We start from the raw sequence: 18,990 nt of genomic DNA on the forward strand, positions 1-18,990 counted from the left end.
TCGGGATCACCGAATTCGGCGGGTTTCAGGCAGCGCCCTGGGCGTGCCGTGAGATCAGACGATGGCCGCGTTTTCGCGGCCCAGCCGGGAATGCGACCGGCCGTAGAGGGTGTAGCCCAGCACGCCGAGGACAATATAGCTTCCCAGCAGGATGGCGGGCAGGGGATTGCCGTTCCATAGGGCGCGGATCATGTCCACGAACAGCGGGACCATCATGATCAGGCAGAACAGGATGCCCAGTGCCGGCGAGATGCCGATCCACACCCCTCCGATCCGGACGCCGCCCAGGGGGACGCTGAACGGGCGGACCAAGTCGGGCCGGGCGTTCCGCTGCCAGATCACCGTGAAGCAGACGATGCCGAATGCAGTCGCCGTGCCCAGGCTGACCAGGTCGCTGATGATGTCGATCGGCAGGGTCGCGGTCGCCACCGCCACGATCACGCCCAGGACGATGGTGCCGATCCAGGGCGTGCAGAATTTCGGATGCAGGCGGCAGAACATCGGCGGCAACAGGCCGTCCCGGGCAATGGTGAAGAAGATACGCGTCTGGCCGTATAACAGGCCGAGAATCACCGAACACAGGCCGGTCACCGCGCCGACCTTGATCATGATGGCCAGCCAGGGTTGGCCAATCGCATCGACCGCTATGGCCAGCGGATCGGCGACGCCGAGCTTGCGATACGGGACGATGCCGATCAGCACCGCGGCCACGCAGATATAGACCAGCGTACAGATCAGCAGGGACCCGATGATGCCCAACGGTACGTCGCGCCGGGGATTCCGGGCCTCGGCCGACGCGGTCGACACGGTTTCGAACCCCACATAGGCGAAGAAGATGACCGAGGCCGCGCGGAAGATGCCCGGTACGCCGTAATGGAACCCGCCCTCGCGCGGCGGAATAAAGGGCACCAGGTAGGAGGGGTGGATGTAATGAACGCCCACCGCCAGGAACAGCATGAGCACGCCGACCTTGATGAAGACGATAAACGTATTGATCCGGGCCGATTCCTCGACGCCCAGGACAAGGAAGAACGTGACCAGCAGGACGGACGACGCCCCCACGAGATCCAGCCGCGGCGCCACCAGCAGGCTGGCCCCATGGGCCGTCGGCAGAGTCTGCACCAGGGTCGAGCACAGGAAGGAGGGTATCGTGACGCCCAGGTCGTGCAGCAGGCTGGTGGCATAGCCGGAAAACCCGGCGGCCACGCCCGCGCAGGATACCCCGTATTCCAGCAGCAGCAGCCATCCGACCGCCCAGGCGGCGCCTTCGCCCATCGACACATAGGCATAGCTGTAGGCCGAGCCCGACACCGGCATCGTCGAGGCCAGTTCCCCGTAGGAAAATGCCGTGAACAGGCAGGCCAGGCCCGCGACCAGGAACGACAGCAGGATCGCCGGCCCCGCATAGTTCGCGGCGGCCGTACCGGTCATGACGTAGATTCCCGCCCCGATCGTCGAGCCGATTCCCAGCATCATGAGCTGGATCGGACCGAGGGTGCGGCGCAGCCCGTGCGTCAGGCTTTCGGACTCGATCTGCTGGATGGATTTGCGAAGCGCGAGGCGCCGCGGTGAGGAAGGGCTAGGCGACATGAATTCAAGTTTAGCATGTCGCGCGGAAACTGTATCGCAAGGAAAAGGAATTCCGTCGCGGTCCAGGGGGCTGGATCGACAATCCCTGGGGGATGGAGGTCAGTGGCGGCGATCCCCCAGCAGGTCGGCAACCGTGGGCTCTATCATGCGGGCGATCGTCTCCTGCGCTGCGGCGGTCGGATGCAGGGGTGGGTCGGGCGGCAGAAGATGCGGATCGAGGAAGCGCGACGGATCGGGCGCGCCGTCACGTTCCACCGCCGCCCCGACATCCGCGTAGCGCAGCCAGGGGCGGCCCTGGCGGATATCGCCCTGCAGCGCCCGGTTCAACTGGCGTGTATTCGCGGTGACCCAGGCCGAGCGGATGGAGGGCAGCACGCCCAGAAGCAGCACGTGGCTGGACGGGAAACGGGCATGGATCGCGTCGACGATGCGAACGATACCCGGATAGGTCTGTCCGGCGTTCGTATGGACATGCCCGAAATTATTGGCGCCGATCAGAACGACGAACAGGCGGGGCGGGGCGCGGAAATCCAGTTCCCCATGGGCAAGGCGCCACAGGACATGGCAGGTGCTGTCCCCCTTGAACCCCAGGTTGATGGCGTGCCGGTCGCCGTAATAATGCTGCCAGGTCGGGGCGAAATCGCGCCATGCCTCCGGCCCGTTCCGTTCCCAGTTCTGGGTGATCGAATCGCCCAGCCATACGACGTCGAATCGGCCACGGACGATCTCGGCCTGCTTGTCCGCGAAGCGCTGGTGCCACCAGGGCGTGTCCATGCGGGACACGGGCTGGATCGCGATATTGGCGGGGGCGGCGGCGCCCAGCCCCAGCAGGGCCAGGATGGGCAGGACGGACAGGCGGGAGCGCATAGGTCGGGTCTGGTTCCGCTGGAGCAGGTCGTGCCGGGTCGATGACCCGAGCGCGTGAAGATGCTCGTAAAAGGAAGGGGTGAGGGCAAGGAGGTGGGGCGCGCCAGTCGCGCCCGAAGGTTGCCTGGTCAGTGGCCGAGCAGGACGTAGGCCACGGCGCCGATTCCAAGGCAGTAATAGCCGAACGGCCGTAGCGCCCATTGTTCGTGCGTGTGGAAATAGCGCATCAGGAACGCCGTGCTGGCCAGGGCGGTGATTGCCGCGATCACCGCGCCGATCGCCGCGATCTGCATCTCGCCGGGCGGGATGTCGACATGGCGCAGATGGAATGCCTCGCGCACCGTCGCGGCGAGGATGACCGGCTGGGCCATCAGGAAGGAGAAGCGCGCGGCGCCTTCGTGATTGAGGTTGCGCAGCAGGCCACCGATGATGGTCGCCCCCGACCGGGAAATGCCCGGCAGGAAGGCGAGGCATTGCCACAAGCCGATCACGGCGGCGTCGGCATAGGTCAGCGAGGCGATGGCCCGGTCGGGATGGGCGCGCTCGCGGCTCTTGATCCGCTCGGTCAGCAGCAGGAGGATTCCGTTCAGAACCAGGAAGATCGCGGCGAATCGCGCGGTGCCGAACAGGGCGCGCAGCCAGTGTTCCAGCAGCCCGCCGATGATGGCCGCCGGGATCGTGGCGACCACCAGCAGGACGATGATATGGATGCTTTCGGCCTGCCGCTGGCTGCCGTCCCGGCCACCAAGACCCTGGACGATCGCCGACCAGTCCTTCCAGAAGAAGACCAGCAGCGCCACCGCCGTCCCCAGGTGCAGCATCACCAGGAAGGGCAGGAAGATGTCGCCATTGGGATCGAGCGACCAGTGCAACAGGGCGGGCACGATCACGGCGTGCCCCAGGCTGCTGACGGGAAACAATTCCGTGGCGCCTTGCAGGATGGCAATCACGATAGCTTGGATGAGTGTCATTGTCCGGCTGTCCATGGCGAATTACAATGTTGTCGTGCCCCAGTTTTCGGGGATGCCGCAAGCGGATACCGCAGGTGCCCGCGGGATCGGTGCTTCGGGATTAGGAGGAACGTTTGGCGCGAGAAAATGGCAGCGCGGTAATTTTCAGCGGGTTGGTCCTGCTGGTCGCCGGGGCGTTCTATGCCTATGCGCGGGCGACGCAGGTCGATCTGAGCCATGATCGCTATACGCTCGACGCACGTTTCATGTCGGCGAACGGCTTGCATGTGGGGGCCGAGGTGCAACTGGCCGGCGTGCCTGTCGGCCGCGTCGCCGCCATCACCCTGGACCCGGCCAGCTACATGGCCGACGTCCGCTTCACCGTGGACCGGAACCTGTCGCTGCCGGCCGATTCGGGGGTGATGATCGGCAGTGCCACGATGACGGCGGACGACGCGCTGATGATCGTGCCCGGTACGGGGACGGCGCACCTGCGGCCGGGGGCCGTCATCACCAATGCCCAGGAGGCCGTCAGCCTGGAGCAGCAGGTCAGCAATTACATCTTCGGCAATGGCGGCCTGCCGCCCGATCCCTGACCAGGGCTGTCAGATCAGGCCCTTCTTGTCCCGAATCTTCGGACGAGACAGGTGTTGCCCTTATTGTGAGGGAGGGGGCCGAGCGGCGCGGCCGTGGCCTGGGGTATCAGTAAAGTTCGGGAACGATCATCGAGGCAGGTGTCGGCTGGCGTTCGTAATCCGGATGATAGACCCGCTCGGGAAGAAGAACTTCGGGATGCGACACGGCTTCGTAAGGAATGAGCGAGAGCAGGTGCGCCATGCAGTTCAGACGGGCACGCTTCTTGTCGACCGCCTGCACCACCCACCATGGCGCTTCGGGGATGTGGGAGCGTTCCAGCATGACTTCCTTGGCACGGGTATAGTTCTCCCACCGGCGACGGCTTTCCAGGTCCATCGGTGACAGTTTCCACTGTTTCAAAGGATCTTCGATGCGTGCCCGGAACCGGGCTTCCTGCTCGTCATCCGTGATCGAGAACCAGAATTTCACGATCTGAATGCCGCTGCTGACCAGCATGCGCTCGAATTCGGGGACGGAGCGGAAAAACTCCTCGTACTGCGCGTCGGTGCAGAAGCCCATGACGCGCTCGACGCCCGCGCGATTATACCAGCTGCGGTCGAACAGGACGATTTCGCCCGCCGCGGGCAGATGCGCCACGTAGCGCTGGAAATACCATTGCGTGCGTTCCCGGTCGCTCGGCGCGGGCAGGGCCGCAACGCGGCAGATACGCGGATTGAGGCGCTGGGCGATCCGTTTGATGGCGCCCCCCTTTCCGGCGGCGTCGCGTCCCTCGAAGATGACGACCAGCCGGTGGCCCGTCGCCTTGATCCAGTCCTGGAGCTTCACCAGTTCGCCCTGCAGGCGGATCAGCTCGCGAAAATAGACACGGCGAAATGCCCGGTCGGAGGCGTCGAGCGCGCCGCCGGCAGCGTCTTCCTCGAGAGAGAGTTCGAATTCCTCGTCCAGATCGTCGATGATCTCGCGGCGCATCTGCACGCGTTCGCGCTCTTCCGATGACAGATCGGCCATATCCTGATCGCGCATCGTTTCTCCCCCTCTGGTCGGCGTTCGCGCCCCGGCGGGGTCATCATACGGCCTGCCGAACGTGGCTGAATTGAAACTTCCATGACATCGGTCGAGCCTGCCGGCGCGATCGCTCAGAAAGTTGTCGTCATGTTGAGGCCCATCACGATTCCATTCGCGATGGGACGGCCGGTATCGGGATTTCGCGAGGTTCCGCCGATGTTCCAGAAATACTGGAAGTCCGGCTGCAGGATCAGGTAGGGCGTCACCGCCGCCTGATAGGTCAGTTCGACATGGTGCTCGGGCCGGAGGGGACCCGCCAGGCTCGTGCCCAGACGCGTCGCATCATATGCGTTCTCGATTGCGCGCCGTTCGTAGAAGCCTGTCCCCCAGGCGACGCCGATCGTATCGTCAGGGCGGCCGGGGAGAAGCTCGTCGAAGGTCAGGCCGGCCTGGACTTCTGACGAAAAGCGGTTGCGGGTGCCGTCATTCACCGTCGCGCGGGCGAAGACATTGATGGTCTTGCCCGACCCCTTCTCCGCGCGCCAGATCATCTGGTCGAGGACGGCGTAAGCCAGCCAGTTGCCGCGATGATAGAGCGGTGTACCGGTGCTGTCGGGACTGGCCAGCAGACCGCCCTGACTGTCATATCGCTGGTCCGGAAAGCGCCCGCTGTCGTACAACGCCCCGATTTTCCAGGTCCCCGGCAGGGCGGGCGCGTCTTTCCCGGCGATCCGTTCGGCCGCGTCGAGCCAGAGCTGGACTTCGGCGATGAAGAGCGTGCCGCCTGCGGTCGAGAAGAACGTCCCCGAGGGGTCCCGCTGCGCAGGGCTGATATCGCTATAGAACGGTCCGCGGGTCGGGTTGTCGTCCGTCACCGCCCCCATAAGGACCAGAGGATAGGTCGGCGTCCATTTGACCCGCACGCCCATGGCGGAGAACGGCCAGGACGGTCCCCCCGAATAGAGATTGCTGGACGTGGACAGCGGCCAGCCGAAGCTGGCGTTCAGGAAGAAGGACGCGTTCTGGCTGACCAGAAATTCCGTATCGAGGTCGATCGTCCCCGCGCGGATATCGAGGCGGTTCCCGAAGAAGCCCTGCCCGTACCAGAGTTCGAACAGGCGCGTGGAACGCCCCGCGTCATAACCGCTGACCGCGTTGAGCGATCCGAGGCGCTCGCCCGTCAGCGACCGGCCACGGATCTGCAGCGCGCTGATGTTCAGAAGGCCGTCCCGCAAGCCGAATGCGCGCCCGGTGTCGAGCGTCAGGGCCATGGCCGTCATGCCGTCGTAGGTCGGACCGGGATGCATCCCGCCGGACAGCAATCCCCACAGTTCCTCGACGTCCTGGATATTGATTCGTACCCCCTTCCGGTCGAGCCAGTCGCGCGCGCCCCACGCATTGCCGAGCAACTCGGTACTCGCATCCTCGGGCGGGCGGACAAAGCTTGGGGCAGGGACCGGCAGGGGAACGCCGGACGGCAGGATGTCGGTCACGAGGGGCGTGCTCGCGGCACGGGCCCCGTGTTCCCCCGCGAGACAACCGGCCATGGCGAAGAGGAAGGCTGTGCGGCGAAATGTCGGAGCGGGAGACCTCGCCATGGTCGGCCAGTTAAAGGAGGTGGGGGAAGAGGAAGAACAGCATACCGCTGATGAGCATGGCCGTTTTCCCTTGCCCGGTATTGAAGGCACGCCGCGAAACTCGGCGACCTGACGCGTCTCATAAAGTGAAGTTATTATGACGTTCGCACAGGGAACGTCCCTGCCGCCAGCCAACTCCAGGCGATCCGGCCGGTCACAATGAATTCACGTCAAGGCTGAAGCCACGCCTTCCAGCCGTTCAGTCGTTGAGTGGGTAGGAGGCCATCATCTTCCGCTGCAACCGCCAGTAGCGGAGCATCGTGAAGGCGCCGCTGCTACGCCAGCCCGCCTTCTTCTTCTTGGCGCCGATCCGGAACGTCTCCCGGTAATGCAGGAACTGCACGGCGTAGGCCTCGCGCAGGGTCGTGCGGGAATCCCAGATATGGGTGGCCTCGGACCCGACTCCATTGATCTCTATGATCTCGAATCCGGTGCCCCGGCGCAGGGCGGCGACCGATTCGAATTTCAGGTCGATCCGGCCGAAATGGAAATCGGGCAGGTCCTGCATGATCCGGTCGATCTGTTCGACGAGCGCGGGGGTAATATCGTCGGCGCCGTTGCGGAAGATCGACCCCTTGCAATGATTGCCGGCGAAGACCAGGCGCAGGGGTTCGCCTGTCGGCAGGATTTCGTGCACCCGCTCGCCCAGCCGGGGCAGGTAGAGATGCGGGACGAGGCGCGTCCGCGCGTCGGCATCGATCAGTTGCCGCACCGTGGAACGTCCGTCGCCGACCAGGACCGGGGCCTCCTTGTAGGTCAGCGACGTGACGCGCCCCTGGGCCTCGTCGGGATGGCGGATATAGAAGACGCCGGCCTCATGCTCGAAGGGAATCAGCCGCTGCAGGACCAGGCGGACGCCACGCGGATACTGGTCCAGCGTCATCGCCAGGTCTTCCCAGGTCGTGATCAGCTTCACCCCGGTGCCGTTGCAGCCGATATCGGGCTTCAGGACGACGGGCAGGGACAGGCCGGCCTGGTCCAGCGCCACGCGCGCCGCCTGGGCGTCGTCGGCCGATCCGGTAACGATGGTGGTGTACGGGGCGATCCAGCGTCGGGCCTCGGCCCCGGCCATGTCCAGGATCGAGGTCTTGCTTTCCCCGCACAGGCCGCCGGTCTCGATCCGGGGATTCGCCGCCGTGGGCAGGCTGAAATCCCGATAGCGCAGGCCCATCAGGATCCAGTAGAGCACGATGGGCGTATAGAATGCCCAGCCCGGCCAGAACTCGAACAACGACAGCGGCGAGGGCTGGCGTGTCTTGGCGGCGGCCGGCGTCGCGGCGGTCGAGGCCTGGGTCATAGGGACGGACTCCGCACGGTGGCCACGATCCGGCCGACAAGAATGATGGTCAGGATGAAGCCCGCCATGCCCAGCCATTTCCATTCGCCCAGATGGTCGATCAGGAACTGGCCGACACGCAGCGAAACAGCGAACAGCAACGATGTCCAGATCAGCGTCGCCATGACCGCGGCGACGGCGAAGCGGCCGATGCTGGCCCGGAAGAATCCGCAGGCGGTATAGAGCGGCAGGCGCGCGCCGGGGATGAAGCGGCTGATGAAGACGATGCGAAAGACATTCCGGCCGAACCAGCCCTGGCTGTCGTCCCCCTTCTGCTTCCCGTCCGCGTGCGGGACGGCGATCCAGCGTCGCATCGGCGGCCACAGGGCCGCCAGGCGGCCCAGGCCGTACAGGCCCAGATCGCCGACCACGATGCCGATATAAAGGGCCACGAGCGCAAGCTGGATGGAGACCTGGCCGGTCTGGACCTCCATCGCCGTCATGATCGTGGCGGCGTCCTCCAGGATGAAGGTCCCGATGATAATGGCCAGCGCCTGAAGGAATGGCGACGCGCCTGCACTGGCGAGAAGTGCGGAAAGAGAGGGGAACATGATGGAAGGCGCTGGGGTTCAGCGCCGCAGCGGCGGGAGCGGTAGGGTCACAATCCTCACTTCATCAAGCCTCTTGCCCGTTGGCGCGCACACCGATCAATCCGGCCACGCCGTCCCAACCCTAATAACTCCGACGCATGCGCGGGCGCCCGGGCAGGCTGTGGCAGGCCGTGTCCGGGCAGGCGGCCCTTGTGGCATGCTTCGTCCCGGCCGACAAATCGCCACCATGGGGTGCCGAGGATTGAAAGGCCCCGGACAGATGTGGCACAGCTTGCGTCATGATCGGACGTCGCGCCTTCCTTCTTTCCGCCTCGGCAGCCTGTGCGGGCGGCGGCGTCGCCCTGGCCGGCACGCCCGTCCGTGCCGCCCCCGCGACCTCTTATGCCGCCTTCCTGGCAGGTGTCCGGGCCGAGGCGCTGCGCAACGGCCTGTCCGCCCCGATGGTGGATCGCGCGCTGGCGCTGCAGGCGCCCAACGACAAGGTGCTGCAGCTCGACCGTCATCAGCCTGAATTCACGCTGACCTGGGCCCAGTACCGGCAACGGGTTCTCAGCGAGAAGAAGATCGCCGACGGGCGCGCCGCGGCGCAGGCGCGTCGCGCGCTGCTGACGGCGGTGGGGCAGCGCTATGGCGTCGATGCGCAGCCAATGATGGGGATCTGGGGACTCGAATCCGCCTACGGGACCCGGATCGGCACGTTCCGCATCACCGATGCGCTGGCGACGCTGGCCTATGACGGACGGCGGGCGTCGTTCTTCCGGTCCGAACTGATGAATGCGCTGCGGATCCTCGACCACGGCGATGTGGAGCCCGAGCGGATGATCGGCAGCTATGCCGGCGCGATGGGGCAGCCGCAATTCATGCCCAGCGCCTATCTGCGCTACGCCGTCGATTACACCGGGACGGGCCGGCGGGACATCTGGACCAGCGAGCCGGACGTCTTCGCCTCCATCGCCAATTACCTGGGTAAATGCGGCTGGGTGGCGGGCGAACCGTGGGGGCAGGCGGTCTCCGTTCCAGCGGGCCTGCCGCAGGGCAGCCTGGGGCGCGACCGGCGCAGGACCCTGGCGGCGTGGATGGAGCAGGGGGTCCGTCGCCAGGACGGCCGCGCGTTTTCGCGCGGTGACATCACCGGCGCGGTGATCAGGCCGGATGGCCCGGGAGGCGAGGCCTTCATGGTCTATCGCAATTTTTCGGTCATTCGCCGCTACAATCCGTCCGATTTCTATGCGCTGGCGGTCGGGCTGCTGGGTCGTGACGTGACGTGAGGCGTGTCTGCGCCGTGCTGGTCGTGGTGGGGCTGGCCGGCTGCCATCGACCGGAGGAGCCCCCGCTGCCGCCGGCCTCGCCCCATTATGTCGTCGGCGCGCCCTATCGCATGGGCGGCGTCTGGCGCTATCCGCAAGAGGATTTTTCCTATCGCGCGACCGGTCTGGCCATCGCCGATCCGGACCAGACCCCTTATGTGACGGCGGATGGCGAACATTATGATGCCAACGCCATGACCGGCAGCCATGCCACCTTGCAGTTGCCGGCCATCGTGACCGTCCGAAACCTGGAAAACGGGCGCGAAATCACGATTCGCCTGAACGATCGCGGTCCGGTATCCGCGGGGCGCCTGGTATCGCTGACCCCGCGCGCCGCCGCCCTGCTGGGGATCGGCGTCAATCCGGTCCGCGTGGCCATCACGGGAATCGAAGGATTGAACGAGCAGCTGGCCGAAACCCTGCCGGGGGGGCAGCATCTGGATGTCGCTGCCGCACCCGCCGGCCAGGTCCGCGCGGAATCGCTCGATCACCCCGGGACCGGCGGCATGGTGGTCGCCGCGCCGTCCGGCGGGGTGGACGCGGCGGATGTGGCGGCGGTCATGCGCGACCTGCCGGCGTCGGTACGCCAGGGATATGTCGAGGGCGGCCTGCTCTGGGTGGACGCCGGCACATTCTCGACACTTCGTTATGCTGAAGTCGCTGCCGCCAGGACCGGTGGCCGTGTTGTTCCGGTGCGCGATCGCGGCAAGGCCGCCTGGCGGGTACATGTCGGGCCGTTCATGACCGCCGCCGATGCGGACCGGGGACTGGACCAGGTCATGGGTGCCGGGGTAACCGGTGCCCGGATCGTCGTCGAATAGGGATGAACGTGCAGACCCGAAGGTTCCTTCTTGCCGGATCGGCCTCGCTGGCCGCTTCCGGCTCTCTTGCGTTCGCGGCGCCGCATCGGCACCGCGCTGCGTCGTCCCATACCCATGCCCCGGCCGCCACGTCGGACGATTCGGGCAACGGCGGCGACACCCCGGCCGCGCCCGTCGGGCCGCCAGCGGTCACCCCGATCGGTCCTCTGGACACGGTCGCGCGCTGGGCATGCATCGTCGATTACACGACCGGTGCTGTCCTGCTGGAAAAGGCGGCGGACGAACGGATGCCTCCGTCCTCGCTGACCAAGATGATGACGGCCTATATCGTGTTCGGCATGCTGAAATCCGGTCGGCTGAAACTGGATCAGCCCCTGCCGGTCAGCGAGAAGGCCTGGCGGATGCAGGGTTCGAAGATGTTCGTGCCCCTGGGCGAGAGCATCCCGGTGCAGGACCTGATCCAGGGCATGGTCATCCAGTCGGGCAACGACGCCTGCATCGTTCTGGCCGAAGGCGTGTCCGGGTCCGAGGAACAGTTCGTCGCCCTGATGAACGACGAGGCCGGGCGGCTGGGCATGACGAATTCCCATTTCATGAACGCCACAGGCTGGCCCGCCGACAATCATTACATGTCCGCGCGCGACGTGGCGACGCTGGCGGTGCGCCTGATCCGCGACTTTCCCGAATATTACCATTTCTTTTCGGAGAAGGATTATCGCTTCAACAAGATCGCCCAGGGCAACCGCAACGTCCTGGTGGACAAGGGGCTGGCGGACGGGCTGAAGACCGGACACACCGATGCCGGGGGATTCGGCCTGTGCGCCAGTGCCGATCGCGGCGGAAACCGCATTGTCCTGGCGTTGAACGGCATGCCGTCCAGCAACGCCCGCGCGCATGAGGGCGAGCGCCTGCTGGAATGGTCCTTCGCCAATTTCGAGAACGCGGTCCTGTTCCGCCGCGGCGACGTCGTGGAACATGCCGCCGTCTGGCTGGGCACCGCGCCGACGGTACCGCTGGTCGCCACGCGGGACATCGTGATGACCCTGCCGCATGGCTGGCGATCCCGCGCCCATATCGGCGTCGATTATCAGGCGCCGGTGCCGGCCCCGATCGCCGCCGGGCAGGCGCTGGGTGAACTGGTGATCGCCAATCCCGGTCTGGCCGACATCCGCATGACCCTGGCCGCCGGCCAGAGCGTGGCACGCCTGGGCCTGTTTGCCCGCGCATCGGCGGTGCTGGGTCAGAAACTGGGCCGGCACTGAACGCGGTGCCGGGCCTGTTCATCACGTTCGAGGGCGGGGAAGGCGCAGGCAAGTCGACGCAGGTGCGGCATCTGGAGGCCCATCTGCGCGAAGGGGGGTACGATGTCGTGCGCACCCGCGAACCCGGCGGCACGCCGGGGGCGGAGGCCCTGCGCGAATTCCTGCTGTTCGGCGGGCACGACCTGTCCCTGCGGGCCGAGATCATGTCCCATTTCGCCGCACGCTGCGACCATGTGGACCGCCTGATCCGGCCGGCGCTGGCCCGCGGGCAGGTCGTGATCTGCGACCGGTTCGTCGATTCCACCCTGGCCTATCAGGGATACGGGCTCGGCAAGGGGGATCCGCGGATACTGGACCTGATCCGCACATTGGGAACGCAGGTAGGGGTCGTTCCGGACATGACCTTCGTGCTGACCCTGCCGCGCGCGCAGGCGCTGGTGCGTCTGGCGGCACGGGGCCAGAGTTCCGACCGATACGAGGCCGCGGACGAGGCCTTTCACGCCCGCGTCGCCGACGGGTTCGACGCGATCGCGCGCGCGGACCCCGGGCGGTGCCTGTCGGTTGCCGCCGACCGGCCGGCGGACGCGGTCGCGCGCGACATCGCCGTGCGTGTCGATGCCTGCCTGGCCGCGCACCCCGGGCCGGCATGATTCCGGCGCCCCCGCCGCGTGAAAATGTTCGCCTGGTCGGGCACGGGCCGGCGCGGGCGGCGTTCCTGGATGCCGTGCGGGCCGGGCGGCTGCATCATGCCTGGCTGGTCACCGGGCCGGAGGGGATCGGGAAGGCGACTTTCGCCTTCTGGATGGCGCGGGTCCTGCTGAAGGCCGAGGATCCCGCATCGGCCACCGCACGGCGCATCGCCGCCGGCAGTCACGCCGACCTGCTGACCATCGCGCGTGGGATGGACGAAAAGCGGCAGAAGATCCGGGCCGAGATCGTGGCCGACGATGTCCGCCCGATCAGTCAGTTCATGCATCGCACGGCGGCCGAGGACGGCTGGCGCGTGGTGGTGGTGGATGGCGCGGAATACATGAACCGCAGCGCCGCCAATGCCATCCTGAAAATCCTGGAGGAACCGCCGCCGCGCGCGATCCTGATCCTGACCTGCGCGGCCCCGGGACGGCTGCTGCCGACGATCCGCAGCCGTTGCCGCACCCTGCCTCTGGCCCCGCTGACGGAGCGGGACATGCATGAGGCCATGGGATTTCTGGCCAGCGACATGCAGGATGCGGATATCGCGCGGATCGTTCCCCTGGCCCAGGGTGCGCCCGGCCGCGCGCTGGCGCTGCTGGCGGGGGACGGGGCCGAACTCGGCGTGGTGGTGGAGCGGATCCTGCGCGAACCGGTCGGCGCGGGGGCGATGTATGACATTGCGGACGCCGTCCTGAAGCGGGAGAATGGTTTTTCGGTCTTCTTCAATCTCCTGTGCGATGCCATATCGGTTCGGACGCGGGATGCGGCGCGCGGACGGACGCCGTCCGGGGGAGGCGGGCTGGGGATGCCGGCCGACCGCATGGTCGATCTGTGGCGCCAACTGGTTCATTTGCGGGCCGAGACGGAACGCTTCAATCTGGATAAACATCAGGCCATCCTGACCGGCCTGACACTGGTGAGTGGAATATGACTGGGCGCTATTACGTCACGACACCGATCTATTATGTGAACGGGGCGCCCCATATCGGCCACGCCTACACCTCCGTCGCCGCCGACGTGATCGCGCGCTTCAAGCGGTTGGCGGGGTACGATGTCTTTTTCCTGACCGGCACCGACGAACACGGCCAGAAGGTGGAACAGGCGGCCCAGGCGGCGGGGGTGGAGCCGATCGACTTCGCCGATCGCGTTTCCTCCGATTTCCGGGCGATGTACGACGCGATGAACGTCTCGTACGACGATTTCATCCGCACGACCGAGCCGCGCCATATCGCCGGCGCCTCGGCCCTGTGGGAAAGGATCGCCGCGAACGGACATATCTATCTGGGCGCCTACGAAGGGTGGTACGCCCTGCGCGACGAAAGCTTCTACAACGAGGACGAACTGGTCACGCGGCCCGACGGCACGCGGGTCGCGCCGACGGGCGCGCCGGTGGAATGGGTCCGGGAGCCGTCCTATTTCTTCCGCCTGTCGGCCTTCGCCGACAGGCTGCTGGATCTGTACGAAAACCGGCCGGGCTTCATCGAGCCCGCATCCCGCCGTAACGAGGTCGCGAGTTTCGTCCGACAGGGCCTGCGCGACCTTTCCATCAGCCGCACCAGCTTCCGCTGGGGCATTCCCGTGCCGGGCGACGCCGACCATGTGATGTATGTCTGGGTCGACGCGCTGGCCAATTACCTGTCGGCGGTGGGCTTTCCCGACACCGCCAATCCGCGCTGGGGCTACTGGCCGGCGAATGTGCACCTGGTCGGCAAGGATATCGTTAGGTTCCATGCGATCTACTGGCCGGCACTGCTGATGGCGGCGGGGCTGGACTTGCCGGATTGCGTCTTCTCGCATGGGTGGTGGACCATCGAGGGTGAGAAGATGAGCAAGTCGCTGGGCAACGTCATCGATCCGCGTGACCTCGTCGCCGAATTCGGCCTCGATCCCGTGCGGTTCTTCCTGATGCGCGAAATGCCGTTCGGGGGCGACAGCGACCTGAACCGCAAGGCCATCATCACCCGGATGAATGTTGAACTGGCCAACGACCTGGGCAATCTGGCGCAGCGCACGCTGTCGCAGGTGGCGCGCAACTGCGGCGGAGTCCTGCCCGAACAGGGCGTGCGGACCGAGGATGACCTGGCCCTGCTGGCGCAGGCCGCCCTGCTGCCGGCGGTAATGCACGGGCAGATCGACCGCCGGGCCCTGACCGACGCGCTGGAGGAAGTCTGGCGCGTGGTGCGGGCCTGCAACGCCTATATCGACCGGCAGGCCCCCTGGGCGCTGAAGAAGACGGATCCCGAGCGCATGGGGGTGGTGCTGCGCGTGCTGGTCGACGCGGTGCGGGTGATCGGCACGATGCTGCAACCATACATGCCCGCCAGCATGGACGCGCTGTTGACGCAGGTCGGCGCCGAAGCGGACGAACGGAGCTTCGCGGCGCTTGAAACACCCCTGCCGGCCGGGCGCGCGCTGCCCGCACCCAAGGGCATCTTCCCCCGCTATGTGGAACCCGAGGCGCAATGACGGGCCTGATCGACTCACACTGCCATCTGGACCATTTCCCCGACGAGGCGATTCCCGACCTTCTGGAGCGGGCGAAGCAGGCTGGGGTCGAGGGAATGGTGACGATCGGCACCCGCCTGTCGCGGGCCGGCCAGCAGAAGGAACTGACCCGCTTCGACCGGCCGGACCTGCGGGTGTGGTGTACCGTGGGCACGCACCCCGATCATGTCGACGAATGCACGGTTTCCGATCCCGCCGACATCGTGGCCCTGGCCGACGACCCGCGCGTCGTGGGCATCGGGGAAAGCGGGCTGGATTATTTCCATGGCGCGCCCGAGATCCGGCCGCTGCAGCAGGCGCGCTTTCGTGCTCATATCGCGGCTGCGCGGCGCATGGACCTGCCGCTGGTCATCCACGCCCGCGACGCCGATTCGGATGTCGCCGGGATCCTGCGCGACGAGATCGCGGCCCATGGCCCGTTCCGCTTCCTGCTGCACTGCTTCGCGTCGGGCCCCGAATTGGCGCGGACGGGGCTGGAACTGGGGGGATATATCAGTTTTTCGGGGATCCTGACCTTTCCCCGGTCCGACGCCCTGCGCGACATCGCCCTGTCCATCCCCGAGGATCGCCTGCTGGTCGAGACGGATTCGCCCTACTTGGCCCCCGTGCCGCAGCGCGGCCGGAAGAACGAGCCCGGATTCGTCGCCCATACCGCGCTCAGGCTGGCCGAGTTGAGGGAGATGGCGCCCGAGCGGTTGGCGGAGGTGACGACCGCCAATTTCCATCGCCTGTTCAGCCGGGCGTCATAGACCATGGAACTGATCGTCCTGGGATGCGGCGGATCTGCCGGGGTGCCGATGGTCGGCGGCCCGGGGGGGCGTGGCGACTGGGGCGCCTGCGATCCGGCGGAACCGCGCAATCGCCGCACCCGCTCGTCGGTGCTGCTGCGCGGCGATGACGGGCGGGGGCTGCTGATCGATACCGGTCCTGACCTGCGGGACCAGTTGCTGGCGCAGGAAATCGACCGGTTCGACGCCATCCTGTACACGCATTCCCATGCGGACCATATCTCGGGCCTCGACGAGGTGCGGGCCGTCAACCGCGTCATCGACCGGCCCCTGCCGGTCTACGGGACGCCGCCCGTCCTGTCCGACCTGGAAAACCGATTCAATTACGCCTTCCGTCCCTGGTCGCCGCCCGGGTTCTATCGTCCGGTAGTGGTGCCGGAAATCGTCCATGCCGGCGGAACCTACGAAATTGCCGGTCTGACGGTGTCCCTGTTCGAACAGATTCACGGGCGCACGCTCTCGCTGGGGGTACGTTGTGGCTCGCTGGCCTATTCGACGGATGTGGTGGAACTGCCGGAGGACGCGTTCGCGATTCTGGAGGGCATCGAGACATGGCTGGTGGATTGCTTCCAGCGCTCGGCCACCCACAGCGCGCATGCCTGGCTGGAACGGGTGATGCATTGGCGCGCGCGGGTTCGTCCCCGGCGGGTGATCTTGACCCACATGGGCGGCGACATGGACTGGGCCTGGATGCAGGCCAACCTGCCCGATGGGGTCGAACCCGCCTTTGATGGAATGCGTCTGACATTCCGGTAATCCGGTTCTCCGGATTTTGAAAAAATCCGTTGAGGCTGGGGGAAGTGTTTGCGGCCGGCACGCGATTTAGGTTGAATCGCGACAGTCTGCGGCGATACCCTTGGACAAGACGACCCTGAGAGTCCGGTGCCCCGCCATTCCACGATACAGCAACGCTGTCGAATCGCGTGGGCCACGGACCACGGCGTGCCCGCCCGTCTGCAAAAGGGGATGAGCATTGAATGGTAGAAATACGGAAACGCTAGGCTGACGTTCCTCCCCGGACGGGGATCGGTCTCCGCCCGGGAATTTTGTCCATGATACATGGTCGCCCTGGGTTCATGACGGATCCAGGCGACGGATCGGAGACATCTGCCGATGGCTTCTTCTGATATCAACGTGTTTTCCCTGGCCACCGCGATGCGGGACGGGCGTCGCGAAGTCGAGATGAGCCTGTCCGACTATCTCGAATCCTGCCGGACAGACCCGTCATGCTACGCGACGGCGGCCGAACGCATGCTCAAGGCAATCGGCGAGCCGCGCAGCGTCGATACCTCCCGCGATCCACGTCTGTCGCGCATTTTCATGAACCGCACGCTGCGGATCTATCCCGCGTTCTCCGATTTCTTCGGCATGGAAGAGACGATCGAGCAGATCGTCGGCTTCTTCCGTCACGCTGCCCAGGGGCTGGAGGAACGCAAGCAGATTCTCTATCTGCTCGGCCCCGTCGGCGGCGGGAAATCGTCGCTGGGCGAACGGCTGAAGGCCCTGATGGAAAAGGAGCCGATCTATGTCCTGAAGGCCGGGCGGCATATCAGTCCGGTATTCGAAAGCCCGCTGGGGCTGTTCGACCCGGACCGCATGGCGGATGCGCTGGAGGAGCGTTACGGCATTCCCCGCCGCCTGCTGACCGGGATCGCCAGCCCCTGGGCGCTGAAGCGGCTGGAGGAGTTCGATGGCGACCTGTCGCGCTTCACGGTGGTCAAGCTTCATCCTTCGCGCCTGCGGCAGATTGCGATCGCCAAGACCGAACCGGGCGACGACAACAACCAGGACGTGTCGGCCCTGGTGGGCAAGGTCGATATCCGGCAGCTGGAGCATTACAGCCAGAACGATTCCGATGCCTACAGCTTCTCGGGCGGGTTGAACCGCGCGAACCAGGGGCTGCTGGAATTCGTCGAGATGTTCAAGGCGCCGATCAAGATGCTGCATCCGCTGCTGACGGCGACGCAGGAAGGCAACTATGTCGGGACCGAGAATATCGGCGCCATCCCGTTTACCGGCGTGATCCTGGCCCATTCCAACGAGGCGGAGTGGCAGACCTTCCGCAACAATCGTACGAACGAAGCCTTCCTGGATCGCGTCTGCGTCATCAAGGTGCCGTACTGCCTGCGCGTGACCGAGGAGACCAAGATCTACGAGAAGCTGGTCCAGTCCTCCAGCCTGTCGGCAGCGCCCTGCGCGCCCAACACGCTGGAAATGCTGGCGCGCTTCGCCGTGCTGTCGCGGCTGAAGCCGCATCCGAACTCGACGCCGTTCGCCAAGATGCGGGTCTATGACGGCGAGAATATCCGCGAGACCGATCCCAAGGCGCGGACCATGCAGGAATATCGCGACGCCGCCGGCGTGGACGAGGGGATGGAGGGGATTTCCACCCGCTTTGCCTACAAGGTGCTGTCGGCGACCTTCAACCATGATTCGAACGAGATTTCGGCCGACCCCGTGCATCTGATGTATGTGCTGGAACATGCGGTCCGGCGGGAACAGTTTCCACCGGAGGTCGAGGCCACATATCTGGCGACCCTGAAATCGGAACTGGCGGGACGCTATGCCGAATATCTGGGGCACGAGATCCAGAAGGCCTATCTGGAGAGCTACAACGATTACGGCCAGAACCTGTTCGACCGGTATCTGGATTACGCCGACGCCTGGATCGAGGACCAGGATTTCAAGGATCCCGATACCGGCCAGATGCTGAACCGGGAATTGCTGAATGCCGAGCTGACCAAGATCGAGAAGCCGGCCGGCATCGCCAATCCCAAGGATTTCCGCAACGAGGTCGTGAAATTCTCGCTGCGTGCCCGGGCCAGCAATGGCGGGAGGAACCCGTCCTGGACGTCGTACGAGAAGATCCGCGACGTCATCGAGAAACGGATGTTCAGCCAGGTGGAGGACCTGCTGCCGGTCATCAGTTTCGGGTCCAAGAAGGACGGCGAGACCGAACGCAAGCACGACGAGTTCGTGGAGCGGATGGTGTCGCGCGGATACACGGAACGACAGGTCCGCAGGCTCGTTGAATGGTACATGCGGGTGAAGCAGTCCGCCTGAAACGGGAATGGTGCCGCT

17 protein-coding genes are annotated in these 18,990 nt (G+C 65.8%); 10 read left to right on the forward strand and 7 right to left on the reverse strand.

Going from position 1 to position 18,990, the window contains the following annotated elements; genetic code table 11:
* Positions 1 to 54: 54 nt before the first annotated feature.
* The 3 genes from HLH28_RS12790 to HLH28_RS12800 form a co-directional block, all read right to left on the reverse strand.
* Positions 55 to 1,590, reverse strand: coding sequence for an amino acid permease (locus tag HLH28_RS12790; RefSeq protein WP_182959744.1), 1,536 nt, complete (start codon positions 1,588 to 1,590; stop codon positions 55 to 57).
* Between the two features lie 99 nt (positions 1,591 to 1,689).
* Positions 1,690 to 2,457 (reverse strand): GDSL-type esterase/lipase family protein, encoded by a 768-nt coding sequence (locus HLH28_RS12795; RefSeq protein WP_182959746.1) that lies wholly within the window; start codon positions 2,455 to 2,457, stop codon positions 1,690 to 1,692.
* A gap of 128 nt (positions 2,458 to 2,585) precedes the next feature.
* Positions 2,586 to 3,428, reverse strand: coding sequence for an undecaprenyl-diphosphate phosphatase (locus tag HLH28_RS12800; RefSeq protein WP_182959748.1), 843 nt, complete (start codon positions 3,426 to 3,428; stop codon positions 2,586 to 2,588).
* A 113-nt stretch (positions 3,429 to 3,541) separates the two neighbouring features.
* Between HLH28_RS12800 and HLH28_RS12805 the strand changes: the two genes are divergently transcribed.
* Positions 3,542 to 4,003: an MlaD family protein gene (locus HLH28_RS12805; RefSeq protein ID WP_182959750.1), complete on the forward strand. Its 462-nt coding sequence runs from the start codon at positions 3,542 to 3,544 to the stop codon at positions 4,001 to 4,003.
* Positions 4,004 to 4,109: 106 nt separating this feature from the next.
* Here HLH28_RS12805 and ppk2 read toward each other — a convergent pair whose 3' ends face one another.
* From ppk2 to HLH28_RS12825, 4 genes are all read right to left on the reverse strand, one after another.
* Positions 4,110 to 5,027 carry a polyphosphate kinase 2 gene (gene ppk2 / locus HLH28_RS12810; protein WP_182959752.1) on the reverse strand — a complete coding sequence of 306 codons (918 nt, stop codon included), beginning with the start codon at positions 5,025 to 5,027 and terminating at the stop codon, positions 4,110 to 4,112.
* A gap of 113 nt (positions 5,028 to 5,140) precedes the next feature.
* Positions 5,141 to 6,502, reverse strand: coding sequence for a carbohydrate porin (locus tag HLH28_RS12815; RefSeq protein ID WP_338029728.1), 1,362 nt, complete (start codon positions 6,500 to 6,502; stop codon positions 5,141 to 5,143).
* Positions 6,503 to 6,845: 343 nt separating this feature from the next.
* Complete coding sequence (locus tag HLH28_RS12820) at positions 6,846 to 7,943, reverse strand: ATP-grasp domain-containing protein (RefSeq protein WP_182959756.1); 1,098 nt, start codon at positions 7,941 to 7,943, stop codon at positions 6,846 to 6,848.
* The gene (locus HLH28_RS12825) at positions 7,940 to 8,533 is read right to left on the reverse strand and encodes a DedA family protein (protein WP_182959758.1); all 594 of its coding nucleotides are present in this window, start codon (positions 8,531 to 8,533) and stop codon (positions 7,940 to 7,942) included. Before HLH28_RS12825 ends, HLH28_RS12820 begins: the two co-directional genes overlap by 4 nt.
* A 278-nt stretch (positions 8,534 to 8,811) precedes the next feature.
* Here HLH28_RS12825 and HLH28_RS12830 point away from each other — a divergent pair, with 278 nt between their 5' ends.
* The 9 genes from HLH28_RS12830 to HLH28_RS12870 all read left to right on the forward strand — a co-directional run bounded on the left by HLH28_RS12830 (position 8,812) and on the right by HLH28_RS12870 (position 18,972).
* Positions 8,812 to 9,801: a lytic murein transglycosylase gene (locus HLH28_RS12830; RefSeq protein ID WP_182959761.1), complete on the forward strand. Its 990-nt coding sequence runs from the start codon at positions 8,812 to 8,814 to the stop codon at positions 9,799 to 9,801.
* Entirely contained in the window at positions 9,798 to 10,661 is an 864-nt protein-coding gene (locus HLH28_RS12835; RefSeq protein WP_338029729.1) for a septal ring lytic transglycosylase RlpA family protein, read from the forward strand. The genes HLH28_RS12830 and HLH28_RS12835 overlap by 4 nt, the downstream gene beginning before the upstream one ends.
* 2 nt (positions 10,662 to 10,663) lie before the next feature.
* Positions 10,664 to 11,923, forward strand: coding sequence for a D-alanyl-D-alanine carboxypeptidase family protein (locus HLH28_RS12840; RefSeq protein WP_182959763.1), 1,260 nt, complete (start codon positions 10,664 to 10,666; stop codon positions 11,921 to 11,923).
* Positions 11,924 to 11,928: 5 nt separating this feature from the next.
* Positions 11,929 to 12,573 (forward strand): dTMP kinase, encoded by a 645-nt coding sequence (gene tmk / locus HLH28_RS12845; RefSeq protein ID WP_182959765.1) that lies wholly within the window; start codon positions 11,929 to 11,931, stop codon positions 12,571 to 12,573.
* On the forward strand, positions 12,570 to 13,547 hold the full coding sequence (locus HLH28_RS12850) for a DNA polymerase III subunit delta' (protein ID WP_182959767.1): 978 nt from the start codon (positions 12,570 to 12,572) through the stop codon (positions 13,545 to 13,547). The genes tmk and HLH28_RS12850 overlap by 4 nt, the downstream gene beginning before the upstream one ends.
* Positions 13,544 to 15,082: a methionine--tRNA ligase gene (gene metG / locus HLH28_RS12855; RefSeq protein ID WP_182959769.1), complete on the forward strand. Its 1,539-nt coding sequence runs from the start codon at positions 13,544 to 13,546 to the stop codon at positions 15,080 to 15,082. Before HLH28_RS12850 ends, metG begins: the two co-directional genes overlap by 4 nt.
* Positions 15,079 to 15,870, forward strand: a complete 792-nt coding sequence (locus HLH28_RS12860) for a TatD family hydrolase (RefSeq protein ID WP_182959771.1) — start codon at positions 15,079 to 15,081, stop codon at positions 15,868 to 15,870. The genes metG and HLH28_RS12860 overlap by 4 nt, the downstream gene beginning before the upstream one ends.
* Before the next feature lie 3 nt (positions 15,871 to 15,873).
* On the forward strand, positions 15,874 to 16,665 hold the full coding sequence (locus tag HLH28_RS12865; RefSeq protein WP_182959774.1) for an MBL fold metallo-hydrolase: 792 nt from the start codon (positions 15,874 to 15,876) through the stop codon (positions 16,663 to 16,665).
* Between the two features lie 357 nt (positions 16,666 to 17,022).
* Positions 17,023 to 18,972: a PrkA family serine protein kinase gene (locus HLH28_RS12870; protein ID WP_182959777.1), complete on the forward strand. Its 1,950-nt coding sequence runs from the start codon at positions 17,023 to 17,025 to the stop codon at positions 18,970 to 18,972.
* Positions 18,973 to 18,990: the final 18 nt, after the last annotated feature.

The organism is Gluconacetobacter tumulisoli (genome assembly GCF_014174155.1).
Lineage (GTDB): Bacteria > Pseudomonadota > Alphaproteobacteria > Acetobacterales > Acetobacteraceae > Gluconacetobacter > Gluconacetobacter tumulisoli.

Coding starts and splice junctions, on each gene's coding strand:
- HLH28_RS12790 (WP_182959744.1), bottom strand. CDS start 1,590: ATGTCGCCTAGCCCTTCCTCACCGCGGCGCCTCGCGCTTCGCAAATCC.
- HLH28_RS12795 (WP_182959746.1), bottom strand. CDS start 2,457: ATGCGCTCCCGCCTGTCCGTCCTGCCCATCCTGGCCCTGCTGGGGCTG.
- HLH28_RS12800 (WP_182959748.1), bottom strand. CDS start 3,428: ATGACACTCATCCAAGCTATCGTGATTGCCATCCTGCAAGGCGCCACG.
- ppk2 (WP_182959752.1), bottom strand. CDS start 5,027: ATGCGCGATCAGGATATGGCCGATCTGTCATCGGAAGAGCGCGAACGC.
- HLH28_RS12820 (WP_182959756.1), bottom strand. CDS start 7,943: ATGACCCAGGCCTCGACCGCCGCGACGCCGGCCGCCGCCAAGACACGC.
- HLH28_RS12825 (WP_182959758.1), bottom strand. CDS start 8,533: ATGTTCCCCTCTCTTTCCGCACTTCTCGCCAGTGCAGGCGCGTCGCCA.
- HLH28_RS12830 (WP_182959761.1), top strand. CDS start 8,812: ATGATCGGACGTCGCGCCTTCCTTCTTTCCGCCTCGGCAGCCTGTGCG.
- HLH28_RS12840 (WP_182959763.1), top strand. CDS start 10,664: ATGAACGTGCAGACCCGAAGGTTCCTTCTTGCCGGATCGGCCTCGCTG.
- HLH28_RS12850 (WP_182959767.1), top strand. CDS start 12,570: ATGATTCCGGCGCCCCCGCCGCGTGAAAATGTTCGCCTGGTCGGGCAC.
- metG (WP_182959769.1), top strand. CDS start 13,544: ATGACTGGGCGCTATTACGTCACGACACCGATCTATTATGTGAACGGG.
- HLH28_RS12860 (WP_182959771.1), top strand. CDS start 15,079: ATGACGGGCCTGATCGACTCACACTGCCATCTGGACCATTTCCCCGAC.
- HLH28_RS12865 (WP_182959774.1), top strand. CDS start 15,874: ATGGAACTGATCGTCCTGGGATGCGGCGGATCTGCCGGGGTGCCGATG.
- HLH28_RS12870 (WP_182959777.1), top strand. CDS start 17,023: ATGGCTTCTTCTGATATCAACGTGTTTTCCCTGGCCACCGCGATGCGG.